The sequence below is a fragment of the Mycobacterium sp. NGS40 genome, from assembly GCF_059812735.1.
Map to the genome: position 1 here is coordinate 33,950 of NZ_JCALDG010000005.1, position 19,187 is coordinate 53,136.

Consider the following 19,187-nt stretch of genomic DNA (forward strand, 5'->3'; position numbering starts at 1 on the left):
TACCGCGAGGAGCGCCGGTTAGCTCGCACGGCCGTTGCGCCGAGCCGATGCCCAGCGTCGCACCGCACTCTGCGGCGGCCGGGGGAAGTACGGGGTCAGGTGCCGTGTCCGTTCGGTGTCTTCGTTGAGATCGTGCAGGCGGGCGGTGAGCAAATCCTTCATCAGCAGATGGCCTTGGTCGCAGCCGTCCGGCGATATCACGCGCAGTGGCCGGCCGTCCGATTCGGCGAAGACATTCGCCGCGTGCCGCAAGGTGGCCTGCGAGCTGATCGAGGCGCCCGCCGGTGTGGGCGACGGCCCGGGACGCACCACTTCGCCGACCAGGAATGCTTCCAGCGGGTCCGTTGTGTAATCACGGGTGAGGTGCATCCCGCTGCGGGCGATCTTCTCGGTGAGCACCGAACGCGCCAGCACCAGAACGGATATCACGTAGGCGGTGATCGTGGCGATGATCACCGGGAGCATCGCGGGCCAGGCTCGGGTGAGTTCCAGGGTGAACATGATGGCGGCCAGCGGTGCCCGCATGATGCCGCAAACCACGGCCGCCAGGCCCAACATCGCCCAGAAACCTGGAAACACGTGCGGAAACCAGTGCCCGAGGAATGCTCCGAGCGCACTGCCGATCATGAACACCGGAGCGAAAACACCACCCGAAGTTCCCGAGCCGAGCGACAGAGCCCAGATTGCCGTCTTCACCACGAGGATGCCGACGATCAGCGACAGGCCAGCATGCCCGGTGAGGAGCGCATCGATCACGTTGTAACCAACCCCGAGAGCGCGCGGTTCAATCAGCCCGCCCACGCCGATGATCAGACCGCCGATCGCCGGCCACCACATCCAGTGGATCGGCAGGCGCGGAAAAGCGCCCTCGGCCCAATAGACCAAGTGCGTCGCGCCGATGGCCACTGCGGCGCCGGCGATTCCGACCGCGACCGCCAAAACATCTATTTGCCAATGCACTTCGGCCATCCGTGCAGCGACGGGAAATATCGGCGCGCCGCCCATGATGAATAGCCGCGTAACGGTGGCGACGGCGACCGAACCGGCGACCGGGACCAGGCTGCGAGGCCGGAATTCGAACAGCAGCAACTCGACCGCCAACAAGATGGACGCCAGCGGAGCATTGAAGGTGGCCGCGATGCCGCCCGCAGCGCCGGAGGCGAGCAGGATCTTTCGCTCATCCGCGGTCAAATGCAGGAACTGGGCGACAACCGAACCCATCGCGCCGCCGGTCATGACAATCGGCCCCTCCGCGCCGAACGGGCCGCCGGTACCGATACTGATGGCCGCCGAGATTGGCTTTAACACAGCGACTTTGGGTTCGACCCGGCTGCTGCCGGTGAGGATCACCTCGATGGTCTCGGGCATGCCGTGGCCGCGGACCTGATCCGACCCGTACCGAGCCATCAAGCCGATCACCAAACCGCCGGCAACCGGCGCACCCAGGATCAGCCACCATGGATGCTCATTGGCGGCGGGTGACACCAGAGCATCCGAAAATCTATGGTAGAAAACAAGATTGGTGACAAGTCCGATCAACTGGACCAGACACCATGCCACCCCCGCCGATAGGGCGCCGATGCACAGCGCAATCCCGGTGATCAGCAATACCCGCCGATCGACGGCGAAATCCGCCAACGGTCCACTCACCACAGATTTCCTCACTGCCGCGACGAGAACTGCCCCAATGCGGCGTTTCTTTTCGATCGTTTCCCCAAAACGCCACGCGCAGCCCGTGTTTGCGCTCCGTAATGGCCCGCCGATAGTAACGATCAGCCTCTGCCCAACGGCTGGGGAGTTGCCGGGTGCCAGCTGAGAATATGCTGAATCCGGGAACGATCTGGTCGGCAGTCGGAGCAGTTAGAACAGCGCAAGCTGGTCGTCGGCGCTGGCAGCGTCGACAAACTCCTCCATGCTGGTGCCTCCGACCACGGTGCCCACGCCGGCCATGAACTGCGCGTCGGACACCACCGGCACACCCAGCTGCTGAGCCTGGTAGCCCTTGCCCTGCTCGGGGGCGGGGGCGTTACACACCACCAGTGAGGTCTCGCGGTCGACCACATCGGTGTAGGCCAGCCCGGCGTGCAGGATCCGCTCGACGAGTTCCTCGTGGGTGCGCCGCACCTCGGCAGCCAGCGCCACCCGCATGCCCTGGACCAGCGGCCGGCCGCGGACATACGGCCCGGGATTGAGAAAGGGGCACGGCATCCGCGAGGCCAGCGCCTTCAGCGGGCGCAGCTCGTCGTGGGTGACCCGGCCGTTGGGCCAGCGACGGCGCGTGACGGGGCGCACCGGCAACCAGATGTCGAGTTCGCGGGCCCGTCCCAACGCGGACGCGAGCACACCCGTGAGCACCAGGGCGTCGTCGAAGGCGTCGTGTGGCCGCTCCTGGGTCACGCCCCAATGCGTGGCAAGGGTCTCCAATCGCAGGTTCTCGACACCGAGGTTGAGCCGACGGGCCAGCTCGACCGTGCACATGACGCTGTCGACGGGCAGTGCGATGCCGGTGAGCTCGGCCTCCGCGGCCAGGAACGCGTAGTCGAAGGCGACGTTGTGGGCCACCAGCGTGCGCCCGCGCAGCACCTCGATCACGTCACCGACGATGTCGCCGAACTGGGGCTGATCCTCGAGCATGGCGGCGGTCAGCCCGTGCACGTGCGTGGGACCGGGATCCACCCCGGGGTTGAGCAGGCTGACGACGGACTGCTCGACGCGGCCCTCGGTGTCGAGCCCGAGCACCGCCAGGCTGATGACCCGGGCCTGACCGGGACGGAAACCCGAGGTCTCGACATCGATGACGGCCCAACCCGCATCCGGATGGCTCGCGGGCCGGCCCCAGGGCGTCGGATTTGTGGGGCTCATAGACGAAGAATCGCACGTCTGACCGACATCACCGCGCCGCTGCGCGGCCGTGTCGGCGGTTAGTTGGATCCGAGCGGCCACCCTTAAACTGCGCGGGTGGTCACCACCCGCGCACGTCTGGCCCTCGCCGCAGGAGCGAGCGCGCGCTGGGCGTCGCGGATGACCGGGCGCGGCGCCGGCGCGATGATCGGTGGCCTGGTCGCGATGACACTGGACCGCTCGGTGCTGCGCCAGCTCGGCACGGGCCGGCGCACGGTCATCGTCACCGGCACCAACGGCAAGTCCACGACCACCCGGATGACCGCGGCCGCTCTCGGCACGCTGGGACCGGTCGCCACCAACGCCGAGGGCGCCAACATGGACGCCGGCCTGGTCGCCGCGCTGGCCGCCGACCGTGACGCGGGGCTGGCGGCCCTGGAAGTCGACGAGATGCACGTGCCGCACGTCTCCGATGCCGTCGAACCGAGCGTCATCGTGTTGTTGAACCTGTCGCGCGATCAGCTGGACCGGGTCGGCGAGATCAACGTCATCGAGCGCACGCTGCGCGCGGGGCTGGCCCGTCACCCGAACGCCGTCGTCGTCGCCAACTGCGACGACGTGCTGATGACCTCGGCCGCCTACGACGCCCCGAACGTGGTGTGGGTGGCCGCCGGCGGCACGTGGGCGAACGACTCGGTCAGCTGCCCGCGCAGCGGCGAGGTGATCGTCCGCGAGCAGGGCCATTGGTATTCCACCGGCGCCGATTTCAAGCGGCCCAGCCCGCAGTGGTGGTTCGACCCCGAAGATGGGGGCACGCTGTACGGGCCCGGCGGGCTGGCCCTGCCGATGCGGCTGGCGCTGCCCGGCGCGGTGAATCGCGGCAATGCCGCCCAGGCCGTCGCGGCCGCGGTCGCGCTGGGCGCCGACCCCGCGGCCGCCGTCGCGGCGGTCTCGGGAGTGGACGAGGTCGCGGGCCGGTACCGGACCGTGCGGATCGGCCCGCACGACGCCCGGATCCTGCTGGCCAAGAATCCGGCCGGCTGGCAGGAGGCGCTGTCGATGGTCGACAAACACGCGGCCGGGGTGGTCATCTCGGTCAACGGGCAGGTGCCCGACGGCGAGGATCTGTCGTGGCTGTGGGACGTACGCTTCGAACACTTCGGTGAGACGGCCGTTGTCGCCGCCGGCGAACGCGGGACCGACCTGGCGGTGCGCCTGGGGTACGCCGGCGTCGAGCACACCCTGGTGCACGACACCCTGGCGGCGATCGCGTCCTGCCCGCCGGGACGCGTCGAGGTCGTCGCCAACTACACCGCCTTCCTGCAGCTGCACCGGGCATTGGGACGTCATGGCTGAGTCGAGCGTGCGGATCGGGCTGGTGTTGCCCGACGTGATGGGCACCTACGGCGACGGCGGCAACGCGGTGGTGCTGCGGCAACGACTGCGGCTGCGGGGTATCGCCGCCGAGATCGTCGAGATCACGCTGGACGAGCCGGTGCCGGAGTCCCTGGACCTCTACACCCTGGGCGGCGCGGAGGACTACGCGCAGCGATTGGCCACCCGTCACCTGCTGCGGTACCCGGGCCTGCAGCGCGCCGCGCAGCGCGGTGCACCCGTGCTGTCGATCTGCGCGGCCGTCCAGGTGCTCGGGCACTGGTACGAGACGTCCTCGGGAGAGCGGGTGGACGGGGTGGGCTTGCTGGACGCGACGACCTCGCCACAGCAGGCGCGCACGATCGGCGAACTGGTGAGCAAGCCGCTGCTGGCCGGGCTGACCCAGCCGCTCACCGGCTTTGAAAACCACCGCGGCGGCACCGTGCTCGGCCCCGCCGCCGCACCGCTGGGGGCCGTGGTCAAGGGCGCGGGCAACCGGCTTGGCGACGAATTCGACGGCGTGATCCAGGGCAGCGTCGTCGCGACCTACATGCACGGGCCGTGTCTGGCCCGCAACCCGGAGCTAGCCGACCTGCTGCTGAGCAAGGTGGTCGGCGAGCTGGCGCCGCTGCGACTGCCCGAGGTGGACCTGCTGCGCCGCGAACGACTGGCGGCGCGCTAGTGCCGGTCGTGAAGATCGCTGCCAGCGGCGCGCTGCTCGCCGCGTTCATCGCGTCGGCGGCACCGGCACACGCCGACCCGGACGTCCCGAGCGGCCGGTACAACGTGCTCTATCCGGACAACGGCAAATCGACCGCCTGGCTTTTCGCCCCCTGCGGATCGGACTGCACCCGGGCAACCTCGCAAGATGGCGGGACCTTCGTCATCAGCTGGGAATTCCACCTGGCCAATGGGCGCTGGACGCACAGCGGTACGGCCCAGGCACCATGCCCGAACGGCGCATCGATCTCACAGGCCCCGGTGACCGTCGACTACAGCTTCGATGCCGTGTCGCTCGCCGGCGAAGCCCGGACGACGGCCTCGGACGGGTGCGGCGCGGAGCCGGGCAAGACCTTCACCAGGCCGTTCCAGTTGAGCAAGGCCTGAGGAACGTCAGACCCGCCCTACCTGGGCGACAAGGTTCTTTATAGGGCACTAGCCCACCCTTCCGCTACGCCGACGCGCCCCGCGGCGGCCCGAGAAAGGGTCCCCATGACCAGCACCCCCGCAAGCATGGCCAGGGCGGTACGCTTCGGCGCCCTCGCGGCGTTGATGGCCGCGGCCGCCGCCGGCTGGGCGGCCGGAATCGCGCACGCCGCCCCGAGCATTCCCGCCCCACACCTCGTCGCCGGAACGCACGGCGACCCGGCCGCCGCCGCGCCCTACTGGCGCTACCAGCAACAGGACCTCGACTGCGGCGAGATGGCGGTCGCCGACGTGATCGGCCAGATCAGCGGCCACGAGCCCAGCGAGGACGAGATCACCGCCGCGGCGGAGAACATCCCGAGCGTGGCCCACCCCGGGCCGATCTACCACCCGGGCGGCCGAACCAGCAATCGCGACCTGGTCCCGCTGTTGGAGCACTACGGCGTGCACGCCAGCGCCGTTCACCCGGACACCGAAGCGCTGGCTGTCGATCTCGATCGCGGCCGCAAGATCATCGTCGGGGTCAACGACAACGTGATCTGGAACAGGCCGGGCAACCGCACCAAGGAAAACCACTTCGTGGTCGTCATCGGGATCGACTACGACGCCGGTGTGGTGCACCTCAATGACAGCGGCGCCCGCGCGGGCCGCGACGAGCAGGTCTCGGTCGCGACGTTCGAAGAAGCGTGGGCCGCCAGCGACAACTTCACGGTCGTGACCGCGTGACGTTCCGACGGGTCAGACCATGGACCGGCGGCCGGTGAGCGCGCGGCCCAGCGTCAACTCGTCCGCGAACTCCAAGTCGCCGCCCATCGGCAGCCCGGACGCGATCCGCGTGACCGTCAGGCCGGGAATGTCGCGCAACACCCGGACCAGGTAGGTGGCCGTCGCCTCCCCCTCGGTGTTGGGGTCGGTCGCGATGATCACCTCGGTGATATCCACACCGTCGACCCGCTCGCCGATGCGGCTGAGCAGCTCGCGGATCCGCAGCTGATCGGGGCCCACGCCGGACAGCGGATCCAGCGCGCCGCCCAGCACGTGGTAGCGACCGCGGAATTCGCGCGTGCGCTCGACGGCCTGGACGTCCTTGGGCTCCTCGACGACGCACACCAGCGAACCGTCCCGGCGCGGATCGCCGCAGATCCGGCAGCGCTCGTCATCGGACACGTTGCCGCAGACCGCGCAAAAGCGGACGCCGTCGCGGACCTTCGCCAGCACGGCGGTGAGCCGGTCGATCTCCGGCGGTTCGACCGACAACAAGTGAAAGGCGATGCGCTGCGCGCTCTTTGGACCGATACCCGGCAGCTTGCCGAGTTCGTCGATCAGATCCTGGACCGGTCCCTCGAACATCTAAGAGGTCAGAGCCCCGGTATCTGAGTCGGTGGGGCGGGCGGGGCCGGCGGCGCGCTCAGGCCGGCGGTCAGCGATCCCAGCTGTTCCTGCGCCATCTTGGTGACCTGCTTGGAGGCGTCGACCATGGCGCCGACGATCAAGTCCTGCAACGTCTCGACGTCCGAGGGGTCCACGACCGAGGGATCGATCTTGACCGCGACGACCTCACCACTGCCTTTGACGATTGCCTCGACCAGCCCGCCGCCCGCCTGACCGCGAATCTCGGCATTCGCGAGCAGTTGCTGAGCTTCCATTAGCTTTTGTTGCATCTGCTGCGCCTGAGCGAGCAGCGCCGACATATCGCCTCCGGGTTGCATGACAATCCCTTCGCATCTTGGTCTCGAGTTGGTTTCGCCTGTGGATGTCGGGCGATTCGAAACACCCAGCGTAGACCGCGCGACGTTACCTTTGCGCCGTGGACCAACGAGTGAGCAGGCGTGTCGGCATCAAGACGGCGATCAGCATGCTGGTCGCCGCATCGACCCTGATCGTGCCGACCGCGACCGCGACCCCATCCAACATCGCCGGCATGGTCGTTTTCATCGATCCCGGCCACAACGGCGCCAACGACGCGTCCATCGGCCGGCAGGTCACGACCGGCCGTGGCGGCACCAAGGATTGCCAGACCAGCGGCACCGCGACCAACAGCGGTTACCAGGAACACACCTTCACCTGGGACACCGCGCTGCGGGTTCGCGCCGCACTGACAGCACTCGGCGTCAGGACCGCCCTGTCCCGCGGCAACGACAACGCCCTCGGACCGTGTATCGACGAGCGCGCCAACGTGGCCAACTCGTTGCGGCCCAACGCGATCCTGAGCATCCACGCCGACGGCGGTCCACCGTCCGGGCGCGGATTCCATGTCAATTATTCGGCCCCGCCGCTCAACCAGGTGCAGGCCGGACCGTCGGTGCAGTACGCGCGGATCATGCGCGACCAGATGCAGGCCGCCGGTATCCCGCCGTCCACCTACATCGGCCAGGGCGGGCTGTACGGACGCTCCGACCTGACCGGGCTCAACCTGGCGCAATACCCCGCGATCCTCGTCGAATGCGGCAACATGAAGAACCCGGTGGATTCGGCGCTGATGGAGTCCCCGGATGGCCGGCAGAAGTACGCCGACGCACTCGTCCGTGGCGTGGCGGGCTTCCTGGCCACCCAGGGCCAGGCGCGCTGACCGCGGCGGTTCCGCGGTTTCGGGTAGCGCCGATGCCATCCACCCGGTAGCGTTGTCGGCAGTTTTCGGACCCCTGGCTTGGGCGGTCACGAAACCAGATTGCTTGCGGCCCTAGCGGTTTCGCAGTGTGAACTCGCCTGCGCGAAACTCGCGGCTAACACCTCGCTAACATCAAGAACTTTGCCGAAACCCCTGTTGGAGCCCGTTTTGGTCCACTAGGGTTTGTTCCACTCATGTCGATTAGACGTGTGGGGAGAATCGGTGAGCAACAAACCGTCGGCGACACATTCGTCCAGGTCAACGACGACCATCCGCACCGCCCGGGGTGGGCTTCCGCGGACGTCGCCACCTGTGGATAAGCGGTTCACCACAGGGCCTAAGCCGCGGCGGTTTTCGGCCGCGTCCCACGCTGTCGCACCGATACACGGCCATGGAATCTGCGGCACCCGGAACCGGATAAGGCCTTTACTGCGTAAGCCTTTCGGGTAGGGGCGGTCGGATGGAATTTGACGCCCGTGCCCTCCCGCTGACGCGCCGGCAATTGGATATCTGGCTCGCACAGGAAACGGGACGCTCCGGCACCGACTGGCAACTCGGCCTATTCATCAAAATCGAGGGCACGGTCGAGCCTGATTTGCTCAGACAAGCAATCAGCAAAACGTTGCACGAGGCCGAACCGTGCCGCGCCGCATTCTTCGAAGTCGACGGTCAGGTTTTCCAAAAGGCAGTCGATTACCCGGAATTCGAGTTGGACTTCCACGATCTCCGCGGCTGCAGCGATCCCGTGGCCGAGGCCCGCGAGATTGCGTCATCGATCCAGCACACCCTGATGCCGCTGGATGGCCGGCTACTCAAATTTGCGTTATTCCGCACGAAAGCCGATGAATATTACTGGTCTGCCTGCTGCCATCACATCGTCCTCGACGGCTTGGGTATTGGGCTCGTCGGCCGCCGGATTGCGGCTCTCTACACCGCACTCGCGTCCGGCACGGCCAGCTCGCCCGCGTTCTTCGGCTCATTACAGGACCTCGTTCGCGGCGAGCTGGAATACGAGGCGTCCGCGGAATACCTGGAAGACCAGGCCTACTGGAACGCCAACCTGCCGTCGGAGAACGGACCGGACTATCGATTGGCGCCGGCCACCTCGCGGCCGGATCCGAATCAGCCGACCACGCCGGTTCAGCTGGATCCGTCCGTCGTCGGCCAGATCAAACAGCTGTCCAAAACGCTGGGTGTACGTCGAACCTCGATCCTGACGGCGGCGTGTGCGCTGTTGGTGCGCGGATGCACCGGCGGCTCGGAGGTCGTGCTCGACTTCCCGGTCAGCAGGCGGGTCCACCCGGAGTCCAAATCCCTTCCCGCAATGGTCGCCGGGGTGGTTCCCCTGGTGCTCAAGACGTCACCGGGGTCGACCGTTGCCGACTTCTGCAAGCACGTCGATAAGCGAACGCGAGAAGCTTTGCGGCATCAGCGTTTTCCGGTGCAGGTCCTGGGGGACGAGGGCGGTCTTCGCGGCGCCGGGCAGACGGCGAATCGAGTGGTCCTCAACTTCGTTCCGTCCAGGATCACCCTGAACTTCGCCGGAGTTCCGGGCACCGCGACGTACACCAGCTTTGGACCGATAGGTCACTTCGGGCTGTTCTTCGTCGGTGCCGGCGACGAGCAGTTCGTCACCACTGCCGGGGCCGGGCAACCATATTCGAACTTCGACGTCGCGGAACTGACGCAACGGTTGCAGCGGGTGCTGAAAGCCATGGCGTCGGCACCCGAACACGAGCTCGCCTCGATCGATCTGCTGGACGACGACGAACACACCGGCGTGGACCGGTTGGGTAACCGGGAGGTGCTGACGCGGCCCGCGACCGCGGCGTCGATCCCGGCATTGTTCGCAGCACAAGTCGCGCGCACCCCGGACGCGGCAGCGGTGAGCTTCGACGGCCGTTCGCTCACCTACCGCGAACTCGACGAGAACGCCAACCGGGTGGCCCACCTGCTAGCAGACCGGGGCGCGGGGCCGGGACAGTCTGTGGCGCTGCTCTTTTCGCGATCGGCCGACGCCATCATCGCGATCTTGGCGGTGCTGAAGACCGGAGCCGCGTACCTGCCGATCGACCCGGCTCACCCCGCGACGCGGATCGAGTTCATGCTCGCCGACGCCGCGCCGGTGGCCGCACTGACCACCACCGCGCTCGCGGACCGGCTGGACCCTTACGGCCTGGAGATCATCGATATCCACGACCCGGCGGTCGACGCCCAGCCCGCCACCGCGCCGCCCGGTCCGTCACCAGATGACATCGCGCACATCATCTACACCTCCGGCACCACCGGTGTCCCCAAAGGCGTGGCCATCACCCATGACAACGTCGCCGCGCAACTCGACTCGCTGAGCGCCGGATTGCCCCCCGGACAGGTCTGGACCCAATGCCACTCTTACGCCTTCGACTTCTCGGTGTGGGAGATCTGGGCTGCGCTGCTGCACGGCGACCGGCTGGTGGTGGTCCCCGAGTTGGTCACCGCTTCGGCCGACGATTTCGGCGCCCTGCTGATCGCCGAGCGGGTCAGCGTACTGACGCAGACACCGTCGTCGGTGGCGGCGCTGTCGCCGGAAGGTCTGGGATCGGCGGCGCTGCTGATCGGCGGCGAGGCGTGCCCGGCCGAGGTGGTCGACCGGTGGGCGCCCGGGCGCGTGATGATCAACGCCTACGGCCCCACCGAAACCACGATCTACGCGGCGATGAGCGCGCCGCTGTCGGCCGGGAATGCGGTACCGATCGGTGCGCCGGTCTCCACGTCGGCACTGTTTGTGCTCGACGACTGGCTGCGCCCGGTGCCCGCCGGGGTGGTCGGCGAGCTTTACGTGGCAGGCAGCGGCGTCGGATACGGCTACCTGGCGCGGTCCCCGTTGACAGCATCGCGGTTCGTGGCCTGTCCCTTCGGCGGACCCGGCGCCCGTATGTATCGGACCGGAGACCTGGTGCGCTGGGGCGCCGACGGACAGCTGGACTATGTCGGGCGCGCCGACGAGCAGGTCAAGATTCGCGGCTACCGCATTGAGCTCGGCGAAATCCGCGCCGCACTGGCAGGCTTCGACGGGGTCGAGCAGGCCGCGGTGATCTCCCGCGAGGATCGCCCCGGTGAAAAGCGCTTGGTGGGTTATGTCACCGGCACCGCCGATCCGGCCGAGCTGCGCAGCGCACTGGCCGAGCGGTTGCCCGCGTACATGGTGCCGGTCGCGGTGCTGGCGATCGACGCCTTGCCCTTGACGGTCAACGGCAAGCTCGACACCCGCGCGCTGCCGGCACCGGACTACCGCGACGTCGAGAACTACCTCGCACCGGCCACCGCGGTCGAGGAGATTGTGGCCGGTATCTATGCCCAGGTTCTGGGAGTGGACCGGGTCGGAATCGAGGAGTCGTTCTTCGATCTGGGCGGAGACTCGCTTTCTGCGATGCGGGTGATCGCCGCGATCAACACCGCCCTGGACGCCGGGCTTTCGGTGCGGGCATTGTTCGAAGCCCCGACGATCGCGCAGCTGGTACCCCGCATCGACACCGGGCAGGAGCGACTGACGCCATTGACGGCCGGCTGGCGCCCGGCGGTGGTTCCGCTGTCGTTCGCCCAGTCGCGGCTGTGGTTCCTGGACCAGCTGCAAGGTCCATCGCCGATGTACAACATCGCGGTCGCGTTGCGGCTGTCGGGCAGCCTCGACGTCGACGCGCTGGGCGCCGCGATGGCCGATGTGATCGCCCGGCACGAGAGCCTGCGTACGGTGTTCCCCGCGACCGAGGACACCCCGCGGCAACTGGTGTTGGCCGCCGACGGTGCCGAGTTCGGTTGGCAGGTCGTGGATGCCAACGGCTGGCCGGCATTCCGGCTGGATGAGGCAGTCGATGCGGCGGCGCGCCACACCTTCGACCTGACCAGCGAGATACCCTTACGGACAACGCTTTTCCGCTGCGGCGACGACGATCATCTGCTGATCGGCGTGCTGCACCACATTGCCTCCGACGGCTGGTCGATTGCGCCGCTGATGCGTGATCTGGCGCAGGCGTATGCCGCTCGGTGCCTCGGACGCGAACCGGACTGGGCCGAATTGCCGGTGCAGTACGCCGATTACACGCTGTGGCAGCACGCGCAATTCGGAGACCTGGCCGACGCAGAAAGCCCGATCGCGTCGCAACTGTCCTATTGGGAAGAGACGCTGGCGGGGATGCCGGAGGTACTGCCGCTTCCCACCGACCGTCCCTACCCGCCGGTGGCCGATCAGCACGGGGCCAGTGTGGCCGTGCAGTGGCCGGCCGAATTGCAGCAGCGGGTCCGCGAAGTGGCCCGGGAGCACAACGCCACCAGCTTCATGGTGGTCCAGGCCGCCCTGGCGGTGCTGCTGTCGGCGATCAGTGCGAGTTCCGATGTGGCCGTGGGCTTCCCGATCGCCGGGCGCCGCGATCCCGCGCTCGACGAGCTGGTGGGCTTCTTCGTCAACACCCTGGTGCTGCGGGTCGATGTGGCTGGCGATCCCACCGTCGCGGAGTTGTTGGCTCAGGTACGGCGACGCAGCCTGGCCGCCTACGAACACCAGGACGTGCCGTTCGAGGTTCTGGTCGAGCGGCTGAACCCGACCCGCAGCCTGGCGCACCACCCGCTGGTGCAGGTGATGCTGGGCTGGCAGAACACGGAGCCGGCCGAACTGGCCTTGGGCGATGTGCGAGCCACCCCATTGCCAATCGACACCCGCACCGCACGAACGGATTTGGCCTTCACTCTGACCGAGCGCTTCACCGCGTCCGGTGAACCGGCCGGAATCGGCGGGGCGGTGGAGTATCGCACCGACGTGTTCAACCCGGACAGCATCGAGGCGTTGGTCGGGCGATTGCAGCGCGTGCTTACCGCCATGACAACCGATGCTGCCCAACGGCTCTCGTCGATCCAGCTGTTGAATTACGCCGAACGCAACCAGCTCGACGCGTTCGGCAATCGCGCCGTACTGGCTCGGCCGCAGACCCCGACCACAGTTCCGGCACTGTGGGCCGCGCAGGTGGCCCGCGCCCCGGAATCGGTAGCCGTAACCTTCGAGGGCCGGTCGATGACCTATCTCGAGGTCGACGCGGCCGCCAACCGGTTGGCACACCTCCTGCGCGCCGAAGGCGCTGCACCGGGAGGGTCTGTGGCACTGCTGTTTTCGCGATCCGCCGAAGCGATCATCGCGATCCTGGCGGTACACAAATCCGGTGCGGCCTACCTACCGATCGATCCCGGCCACCCATCGGCACGTATCGCGTTCATGGTGGCCGACGCCGCGCCGATCGCCGCGATCACCACCGCCGAGCTGCGGCCGCGGCTGCAGAAATGCGAGCTGCGGATCATCGACGTGGACGACCCCCGCATCGACGCCCAGCCCGCGACCGCGCCGCCCGGACCGTCGCCAGACGACATCGCTCACATCATCTACACCTCGGGTACCACCGGCATGCCCAAAGGCGTTGCGGTTACTCAGCACAACGTCACTCAACTCTTCGACTCGCTCGACACCGGCCTGGAACTGTCACCCGGACAAGTGTGGACCCAATGTCATTCGTACGCCTTCGACTTCTCGGTGTGGGAGATCTGGGGCGCGCTGTTACACGGTGGCCGACTGGTGGTAGTGCACGAAGCCGTGACCGGTTCACCGGCAGACTTCCACGCCCTGCTGGTCGCCGAACGCGTCACCGTTCTCACTCAGACCCCGTCCGCGGTCGGCGTGCTCTCCCCGCAGGGCTTGGAATCGACCGCGCTGGTCATCGGCGCCGAACCCTGCCCGGCGGAACTGGTGGATCGGTGGGCACGCGGCCGACTGATGATCAACGTCTACGGACCGACCGAAACGACGATGTGGGCGGCCAAGAGTGCGCCGCTGGCAACGGGTTCGGGCGTTCCGCCGATCGGCTCGCCGGTCTCGGGGGCCGCGTTCTTTGTGCTCGACCAGTGGTTGCGCCCGGTGCCCGTCGGCGTGGTAGGTGAGTTGTACCTGGCCGGGCGCGGGGTCGGGTGCGGGTACTGGCGCCGGGGCGGGCTGACCGCGTCGCGTTTCATGGCCTGTCCGTTCGCGGAGCCCGGCGCCCGGATGTACCGTACCGGCGACCTGGTGCGGTGGCGTCCCGACGGGCAACTCGACTACCTGGGCCGCGCCGACGAACAGGTCAAAATTCGCGGCTACCGCATCGAGCTCGGCGAAATACGAGCGGCCCTGGCACGTTTGGAAGGCGTGGAGCAGGCGGTCGTCGTCGCCCGCGAGGACCGGCCCGGCGTCAAACGCCTCGTCGGCTACATCACCGGAACCGCCGACCCCAACCACGCCCGGGCCGCGCTTGCCGACGGCCTTCCCCCGTACATGGTTCCGTCGGCGGTGGTGGTGCTCGACGCGCTGCCGATGACGGTCAACGGCAAACTTGATACCCGCGCGTTGCCCGCACCCGAATATCAGGATGCCGATCATTACCGCCCCCCCACCGATGCCGTCGAGGAGATCCTGGCCGGGATCTACGCGCAGGTGCTGGGGTTGAAGCGCGTCGGGGTCGATGAGTCGTTCTTCGACCTGGGCGGGGACAGCATCCTGTCGATGCAGGTGGTGTCCCGGGCGCGCGCGGCCGGGGTGGTGTGCCGACCTCGGGACATCTTCGTCGAGCAGACTGTCGCCCGGCTGGCCCGAGTAGCCAGTGTCGCAACGGATGACGCCGGAGTCGTCGATGAAGGCGTGGGCGAGGTGCCGGCCACCCCGATCATCCGCTGGCTGGAGGGCGTCGCGGGTCGCGTCGAGGAGTTCAACCAGACCGTCGCCATTCAGGCCCCGGTCACGGTGACCGAAGCCGACGTGGTGGTGGTGCTGCAGGCGTTGCTGGACCGGCACGCGATGCTGCGGCTGCGCGTCGACGACGACTTCGCCGGCGGCTGGTCACTGTGGGTGCCCGAGCCCGGTTCGGTGGACGCGCAAGGTTGCCTGCGCGTCGTCGACGAGCTCACCGATGAGGTACTGGTCCAAGCGCGGGCCCGGCTGGATCCGGTCACCGGAAAGATGCTGAGCGCATTGTGGGTGGCGCCGATCGGTGAGCTGGTGCTGATCATTCACCATCTGGCCGTCGACGGGGTGTCATGGCGAATCCTGTTGGAAGACATCAACCTTGCCTGGGCACAGCATTGCGCCGACCAAGAGGTGGCGTTGCCCGCACCGGGAACGTCGTTTGCCCGCTGGGCGTCGTGGCTCGATCAGCACGCCCGCGATCCCGAAGTCGTCGCCCAGACGCAGGTGTGGCGGCAGATAGCCGCGGTCCCGTCCACACTGCCGGCACCCCGGCCCGAGCTGGACACCTACGCCAGTGCGGGCCGGTTGTCGGTGGACCTCGACGTCGACACCACTCGGATGTTATTGGGCGAAGTGCCCGCGGCGTTTCACGCCGGCGTGCAAGACATTCTGCTGATCGCGTTCGGGTTGGCCTGCACGGAGTTTCTGGGCGCCGGCCCGATCGGCATCGACGTGGAGGGCCATGGGCGCCACGGTGAGCTGGCCGGCGACATGGACTTGTCACGGACGGTGGGATGGTTCACCACCAAATATCCGGTGGCCCTGGACGGCGGTGGCTTGTCCTGGGCACAGGTGCTCGCCGGTGCGCCCGCGCTGGGCGCGCTGATCAAGAACGCCAAAGAGCAACTGCGCGCACTGCCAGACGGCCTGACCTACGGGCTGTTGCGCTACCTGAACCCCGAAGTGGATCTGGACTCGGCCGACCCGTTGATCGGGTTCAACTACTTCGGACGCCTGGGCGCCGGCGCCGTTGAGTTCTCCGACGATCTGTGGCTGATCGGCGAGGACGGTGTGACGGTCGCCGCCGTGGCCTCGGCCATCCCAATGCCGTTGGGGCACACCGTGGAACTCAACGCCGGCACGCTCGACACGGACATCGGCCCACGCTTGCACGCGACCTGGACCTGGGCTGCCTCAGCGCTCACCAGTGAGCAGATCGGCCGGCTCAACCAAATGTGGTTCGACGCCCTGACCGGGATCTGCGCTCATGTCCGCGCCGGTGGTGGCGGTCTGACTCCGTCGGATATCGCCCCGGCGCGGCTCAGCCAGCAGCAGATCGACGAGCTGTGCCGACGCGACCACATCGCCGACATCTTGCCGCTCACGCCGCTGCAACAGGGCCTGCTGTTCCATGCCAACACCCACGGCACAAGCGATTTGGGCGAGCTCTACGCGGTCCAGCTGGATATCACCATCACCGGCCCGCTGGAACCCGACCGGTTGCGCGCCGCGGTCGACACGGTGGTCGGCCGCCATCCCAACCTGGCAGCCCGGTTCTGCCCGGAGTTCGACGACCCGATCCAGGTCATTCCGATCGACCCCGAATCAGCTTGGCAATACCTGGAACTCGACGGGGCCGTCGATACCGAGGAACACCTCGCGCGGCTGTGCGCTGCCGAACGCACGGCAGTCGTCGACCTGACCGAGCCGCCCGCGTTCCGGGTCGCGCTGATCCGCATCGGCAGCGACCTGCACCGGTTGGTGTTGACGAACCACCACATCGTGCTCGATGGCTGGTCACTGCCAATCCTGTTGCAAGAGATCTTCACAACCTATTACGGCCAGCGACTCCCGGCACCGGCGCCGTACCGCCGGTTCGTGTCCTGGCTGACCGACCAGGACCGCGGCAGCGCCGAGACGGCCTGGCGGCAAATGTTCGCCGGTTTCGAGGTTCCCACCCTGGTGGCCCCGCCGGGGCGCGCCGGGCTCGGGCGGCGAGCGGTGGTGACGTCGCGAGTGCCCGCCGACACGACCCAGGCCGTAACCGAGCTGGCGCGGCAGAATCACACCACCGTCAATACCGTCCTGCAGGCCGGCTGGGCGCAGCTGTTGATGTGGCTGACCGGCCAGCGCGACGTCGCCTTCGGCACCGCGGTTTCGGGCCGCCCGCCCGAGCTGGCCGGCTCCGATTCGATGGTCGGCCTGCTGATCAACACGGTGCCGGTGCGCGCCACGATCACCACGGCCACCACCACGGCCGACCTACTCGACCAACTGCATCGCGCCAACAACCACACCCTCGAACACCAGCACCTGGCACTGCCCGAGATTCACCGCGCCGCAGGCCACGACCAACTCTTCGACACGCTGTTCGTCTACGAGAACTACCCCGTTGATCCCGCATTGTTCGGCGTCAACGGCCTGGCCGTCACCGGGTACAGCGCTCGCGAAAACAACCACTACCCAATGACTTTGCAGGCAATGCCCGGCGACGAACTGGGCCTGCGGATCGAGTACGACACCGACGTCTTCACCGCGGACAGCGTCCACACCCTCATCCGGCAGTTGCAGCGGGTCCTGGTGGCCATCACCAACGATCCCACCAGCAGGCTGTCGCTGATGGATCTGCTCGACGCCAACGAACACCACCGCCTCGATGAGATCGGTAACCGAGCGGTGCTGACTCGGCCGGCAACCGGGATATCCGTGCCGGCATTGTTCGCCGCACAGGCCGCGCGCACCCCCGACGCGATCGCGATCACGTTCGACGGCCGCTCGATCACCTACCGCGAGCTCGACGAAGAGTCCAACCGGGTGGCGCACCTGCTGACCTCGCACGGGGCGGTCCCCGGACAGTTTGTGGCACTGCTGTTTTCGCGCTCGGCCGAGGCCATCGTCGCGATCTTGGCGGTGTTGAAATCCGGCGCGGCATACCTGCCGATCGACCCGGCACACCCCGCGGCACGGATCGAATTCATGGTGACCGACGCCGCGCCGATCGCCGCACTCACCACCACCGAGCTGCGCGCGCGAATCGACGGGTACGACCTGACGACGATCGATATCCGCGATCCCGCGCTCAGTGCTCAACCCGCCACCGCGCTACCGATGCCGGAGCCCGACGATGTCGCCCACATCATCTACACCTCGGGCACTACCGGGGCGCCCAAAGGCGTTGCGGTCAACCACGCCAACGTCACCCAGCTCTTCGACTCACTGGAGATCGGGCTGAAACTGACCGCGGAGCAGGTGTGGACGCAGTTCCACTCCTATGCGTTCGACTTCTCGGTGTGGGAGATCTGGGGCGCGCTGCTCCACGGCGGGCGGCTGGTGGTGGTGCCCGAGCAGATGACCCGCTCACCCGACGACTTCCACGACCTGCTCGTCAACGAACGCGTCACGGTGCTGACCCAAACCCCGTCCGCGGTGGCCGCCCTTTCCGTTAACGGTTTGGAATCGGCGGCGCTGGTGATCGGCGCCGAACCCTGCCCACCCGAGGTGGTGGATCGATGGGCGCCCGGGCGGACGATGGTCAACGTCTACGGGCCCACCGAGACCACGATGTGGCTGTCCAAGAGTGCGCCCCTCATCCCGAAAACCGCTGTGGTGCCGATTGGTTCGCCGACAGCGGGCGCGGCGTTCTTCGTGCTCGATGGCTGGTTGCGCCCGGTACCCGTCGGCGTGGTCGGCGAGTTGTACCTGGCCGGGCGTGGGGTGGGATACGGGTATTGGCGCCGCGGCGGGTTGACCGCATCGCGATTCATGGCCTGTCCTTTTGGGAGTCCCGGTGCCCGCATGTATCGCACCGGCGACCTGGTGCGGTGGGGCGCCGACGGGCAGTTGCAATATGTCGGGCGCGCCGATGAGCAGGTGAAGATTCGCGGCTACCGCATCGAACTCGGCGAAATACGCGCGGTCCTGGCCGGTTTGGACGGCGTGGAACAAGCTGCGGTGATCGCCCGCGAGGACCGCCTCGCCACCAAGCGTCTCGTCGGCTACATCACCGGGACCGCCGACCCGGCCCTGGTCCGTGCCCAGCTGTCCGAGTTGCTTCCGCCGTACATGGTGCCGTCGGCGGTACTGGTGGTCGACGCGTTGCCGATGACGGTCAACGGCAAGCTCGACACCCGGGCCTTGCCGGCACCGGACTACCGCGATGCCGGTCGGTACCGGGCGCCGGCCAGCGCCGTCGAGGAGATCCTGGCCGGGGTCTACGCCCAGGTGCTGAATGTGGAACGGGTCGGAGTCGACGATTCCTTCTTCGATCTCGGCGGAGACTCGCTGTCGGCGATGCGGGTGATCGCCGCGATCAATACGGTTCTGGACGCGGACCTCAAGGTGAGCAGGCTTTTCGACGCACCCTCTGTCGCCCAGCTGGCACCCTATCTCGGCGCGCCGGCGAGCCGCCGTGAGCCGCTGGTCGCTCTCGAACGACCGGCGGTGGTGCCGCTGTCGTATGCCCAATCTCGGTTGTGGTTCCTG

The 19,187-nt window shown here is 67.7% G+C and carries 9 protein-coding genes and 1 pseudogene; 6 read left to right on the top strand and 4 right to left on the bottom strand.

The features are described from left to right. Window positions 1–18 precede the first annotated feature (18 nt). Entirely contained in the window at window positions 19–1,650 is a 1,632-nt protein-coding gene (locus tag AC5Y5O_RS09555; RefSeq protein WP_500024833.1) for a chloride channel protein, read from the bottom strand. Between the two features lie 210 nt (window positions 1,651–1,860). Continuing rightward, on the bottom strand, window positions 1,861–2,862 hold the full coding sequence (locus AC5Y5O_RS09560; RefSeq protein WP_096290450.1) for a DEDDh family exonuclease: 1,002 nt from the start codon (window positions 2,860–2,862) through the stop codon (window positions 1,861–1,863). Between the two features lie 96 nt (window positions 2,863–2,958). On the opposite strand from AC5Y5O_RS09560, the gene AC5Y5O_RS09565 reads away from it, so the two are divergent. The 4 genes from AC5Y5O_RS09565 (at window position 2,959) to AC5Y5O_RS09580 (ending at window position 6,087) form a co-directional block, all read left to right on the top strand. After that, window positions 2,959–4,197, top strand: a complete 1,239-nt coding sequence (locus AC5Y5O_RS09565; RefSeq protein WP_096290451.1) for a Mur ligase family protein — start codon at window positions 2,959–2,961, stop codon at window positions 4,195–4,197. Continuing rightward, window positions 4,190–4,897 carry a type 1 glutamine amidotransferase gene (locus tag AC5Y5O_RS09570; protein ID WP_096290452.1) on the top strand — a complete coding sequence of 236 codons (708 nt, stop codon included), beginning with the start codon at window positions 4,190–4,192 and terminating at the stop codon, window positions 4,895–4,897. The genes AC5Y5O_RS09565 and AC5Y5O_RS09570 overlap by 8 nt, the downstream gene beginning before the upstream one ends. 8 nt (window positions 4,898–4,905) lie before the next feature. After that, window positions 4,906–5,322, top strand: a complete 417-nt coding sequence (locus AC5Y5O_RS09575) for a hypothetical protein (RefSeq protein ID WP_243394202.1) — start codon at window positions 4,906–4,908, stop codon at window positions 5,320–5,322. Between the two features lie 105 nt (window positions 5,323–5,427). Further along, window positions 5,428–6,087, top strand: coding sequence for a C39 family peptidase (locus AC5Y5O_RS09580; protein WP_096290454.1), 660 nt, complete (start codon window positions 5,428–5,430; stop codon window positions 6,085–6,087). Between the two features lie 12 nt (window positions 6,088–6,099). Here the strand turns inward: AC5Y5O_RS09580 and recR are convergent, their stop codons facing one another. Both recR and AC5Y5O_RS09590 read right to left on the bottom strand, forming a co-directional pair. After that, entirely contained in the window at window positions 6,100–6,711 is a 612-nt protein-coding gene (recR, locus tag AC5Y5O_RS09585) for a recombination mediator RecR (RefSeq protein WP_096290455.1), read from the bottom strand. An 8-nt stretch (window positions 6,712–6,719) separates the two neighbouring features. Then, a complete protein-coding gene (locus tag AC5Y5O_RS09590) occupies window positions 6,720–7,070 on the bottom strand; it encodes a YbaB/EbfC family nucleoid-associated protein (RefSeq protein ID WP_096290456.1) in 351 nt (116 codons plus the stop codon). Window positions 7,071–7,168: 98 nt separating this feature from the next. On the opposite strand from AC5Y5O_RS09590, the gene AC5Y5O_RS09595 reads away from it, so the two are divergent. Next, window positions 7,169–7,930, top strand: coding sequence for an Rv3717 family N-acetylmuramoyl-L-alanine amidase (locus AC5Y5O_RS09595; protein ID WP_243394203.1), 762 nt, complete (start codon window positions 7,169–7,171; stop codon window positions 7,928–7,930). 499 nt (window positions 7,931–8,429) lie between these two features. Then, window positions 8,430–19,031 (top strand): annotated as a pseudogene (locus AC5Y5O_RS09600) (amino acid adenylation domain-containing protein); the annotation flags it as partial. Window positions 19,032–19,187 lie beyond the last annotated feature (156 nt).